This window comes from Pseudoalteromonas sp. S1609, from assembly GCF_005887255.1.
In the GTDB taxonomy this organism is placed as follows: domain Bacteria; phylum Pseudomonadota; class Gammaproteobacteria; order Enterobacterales; family Alteromonadaceae; genus Pseudoalteromonas.
Window position 1 is genome coordinate 1 of sequence record NZ_PNDJ01000048.1, and the last position, 3,457, is coordinate 3,457.

Annotated in this window: 2 rRNA genes; both read left to right on the top strand. The window is 48.1% G+C overall.

From position 1 onward, the window contains the following. Positions 1-267 precede the first annotated feature (267 nt). Positions 268-3,152: ribosomal RNA gene (locus CWB76_RS13155) — 23S ribosomal RNA — on the top strand. Between the two features lie 136 nt (positions 3,153-3,288). Continuing rightward, a 5S ribosomal RNA gene (gene rrf, locus CWB76_RS13160) occupies positions 3,289-3,403 on the top strand. Positions 3,404-3,457: the final 54 nt, after the last annotated feature.

The window sequence follows — 3,457 nt, forward strand, 5'->3', positions numbered from 1 at the left end:
AGGGTAGCACAATCACCTGAGAATAGAGTGTGTTTAATTTTGAGAAGTTTTTGATTCTCTGCTCTTTAAAAATTTGGAAAAGCTGATAATAAAATTCGTATGAATAACATTGTTATTTGTACAGAGTTTTCAAAAGTAAAAAAGAATGATAGCAGTATCATTCAGTGCCAATTTAATCCTCGGATTAATTGGTATCTACTTTAGTATTCAATATTAACTTCTGGCGAAGTTAAACTGTCACGAAACAAAGACCCGTTTGGGTTGTATGGTTAAGTGACTAAGCGTACACGGTGGATGCCTTGGCAGTTGGAGGCGATGAAGGACGTATTAACTTGCGATAAGCCTAGTCAAGCTAGTAAAAAGCACTTGAGACTAGGATTTCCGAATGGGGAAACCCACCTGCTTGCAGGTATCGTTAACTGAATACATAGGTTAACGAGGCGAACGCGGAGAACTGAAACATCTAAGTACCCGTAGGAAAAGAAATCAACCGAGATTCCGATAGTAGCGGCGAGCGAAATCGGAACAGCCCTTAAGCTTATTATGTGTTAATGGAAGGCTCTGGAAAGTGCCACGATACAGGGTGATAGTCCCGTACATGAAAACGCATTTTAAGTGAAATCGAGTAGGTCGGAGCACGTGAAACTTTGACTGAATATAGGTGGACCATCATCTAAGGCTAAATACTCCCAACTGACCGATAGTGAACCAGTACCGTGAGGGAAAGGCGAAAAGAACCCCTGTGAGGGGAGTGAAATAGAACCTGAAACCGTGTACGTACAAGCAGTAGGAGCCCCTCGAGGGTGACTGCGTACCTTTTGTATAATGGGTCAGCGACTTATATTTTGTAGCGAGGTTAACCGATTAGGGTAGCCGTAGGGAAACCGAGTCTTAACTGGGCGAATAGTTGCAAGGTATAGACCCGAAACCCGGTGATCTAGCCATGGGCAGGTTGAAGGTTGAGTAACATCAACTGGAGGACCGAACCCACTAACGTTGAAAAGTTAGGGGATGACCTGTGGTTAGGAGTGAAAGGCTAATCAAACCGGGAGATAGCTGGTTCTCCCCGAAATCTATTTAGGTAGAGCCTCGGACGAATACTTACGGGGGTAGAGCACTGTTAAGGCTAGGGGGTCATCCCGACTTACCAACCCTTTGCAAACTCCGAATACCGTAAAGTAATATCCGGGAGACACACGGCGGGTGCTAACGTCCGTCGTGAAGAGGGAAACAACCCAGACCGCCAGCTAAGGTCCCAAAGTCATAGTTAAGTGGGAAACGATGTGGAAAGGCCCAGACAGCCAGGAGGTTGGCTTAGAAGCAGCCATCCTTTAAAGAAAGCGTAATAGCTCACTGGTCGAGTCGGTCTGCGCGGAAGATGTAACGGGGCTAAACTATGCACCGAAGCTGCGGATTCAGAATTTATTCTGAGTGGTAGGGGAGCGTTCTGTAAGCGGTTGAAGGTGTACCGGGAGGTATGCTGGACGTATCAGAAGTGCGAATGCTGACATGAGTAACGATAATGCGGGTGAAAAACCCGCACGCCGGAAGACCAAGGGTTCCTATCCCATGTTAATCAGGGTAGGGTAAGTCGACCCCTAAGGCGAGGCCGAAAGGCGTAGTCGATGGGAAACGGATTAATATTTCCGTACTTGGTATAATTGCGATGGGGGGACGGAGCAGGCTAAGCAAGCATGGCGATGGTAGTCCATGTGAAAGTGTGTAGGCTAGCGACTTAGGTAAATCCGGGTTGCTGTTAGGCTGAGACACGAGACGAGTCACTACGGTGATGAAGTTGCTGATGCCATACTTCCAGGAAAAGCCTCTAAGCTTCAGATTATACCGAATCGTACCCCAAACCGACACAGGTGGTCAGGTAGAGAATACTAAGGCGCTTGAGAGAACTCGGGTGAAGGAACTAGGCAAAATCGTACCGTAACTTCGGGAGAAGGTACGCTCCGATTGGTGATGAGACTTGCTCTCTAAGCTGATTGGAGCCGCAGTGACCAGGTGGCTGGGACTGTTTATTAAAAACACAGCACTGTGCAAAATCGCAAGATGACGTATACGGTGTGACACCTGCCCGGTGCCGGAAGGTTAATTGATGGGGTTATCTTCGGAGAAGCTCTTGATCGAAGCCCCGGTAAACGGCGGCCGTAACTATAACGGTCCTAAGGTAGCGAAATTCCTTGTCGGGTAAGTTCCGACCTGCACGAATGGTGTAACCATGGCCACGCTGTCTCCACCCGAGACTCAGTGAAATTGAAATCGCAGTGAAGATGCTGTGTACCCGCGGCTAGACGGAAAGACCCCGTGAACCTTTACTACAGCTTGGCACTGAACATTGAACCTACATGTGTAGGATAGGTGGGAGACTTTGAAGCAGAGACGCTAGTTTTTGTGGAGTCGTCCTTGAAATACCACCCTTGTAGTTTTGATGTTCTAACGTTGGCCCCTGAATCGGGGTTACGGACAGTGCCTGGTGGGTAGTTTGACTGGGGCGGTCTCCTCCCAAAGAGTAACGGAGGAGCACGAAGGTTGGCTAAGTACGGTCGGACATCGTACGGTTAGTGTAATGGTAGAAGCCAGCTTAACTGCGAGACAGACACGTCGAGCAGGTACGAAAGTAGGTCATAGTGATCCGGTGGTTCTGAATGGAAGGGCCATCGCTCAACGGATAAAAGGTACTCCGGGGATAACAGGCTGATACCGCCCAAGAGTTCATATCGACGGCGGTGTTTGGCACCTCGATGTCGGCTCATCACATCCTGGGGCTGAAGTCGGTCCCAAGGGTATGGCTGTTCGCCATTTAAAGTGGTACGCGAGCTGGGTTTAGAACGTCGTGAGACAGTTCGGTCCCTATCTGCCGTGGGCGTTTGAGAATTGAGAGGGGTTGCTCCTAGTACGAGAGGACCGGAGTGAACGAACCGCTGGTGTTCGGGTTGTCATGCCAATGGCATTGCCCGGTAGCTACGTTCGGAACTGATAAGCGCTGAAAGCATCTAAGCGCGAAGCAGGCCTCGAGATGAGTTCTCACTAGACTTTTAAAGTCTCTGAAGGGCCGTTGAAGACTACAACGTTGATAGGCAAGATGTGGAAGTGGTGTGAGCCATTAAGCTAACTTGTACTAATTACCCGTGAGGCTTAACCATACAACGCCAAACGCGTTTTATGTGATAGTGAAACAAGCGAAGAAGTTAATAGACTAAAGTAGATTACTGAAAACTTTTATTATCAGAATTCCAAATTTTAGTTAGTGCGTAGTAATACGGACTGACACCAAATTTGCTTGGTGACAATAGCGTTTTGGACCCACCTGACCCCATGCCGAACTCAGTAGTGAAACGAAACAGCGCCGATGATAGTGTAGCATTTGTTATGTGAAAGTAGGTCATTACCAGGCTCCAAATACAAGAAAGCCCGATTCGAAAGAGTCGGGCTTTTTTACGTCTGCCGG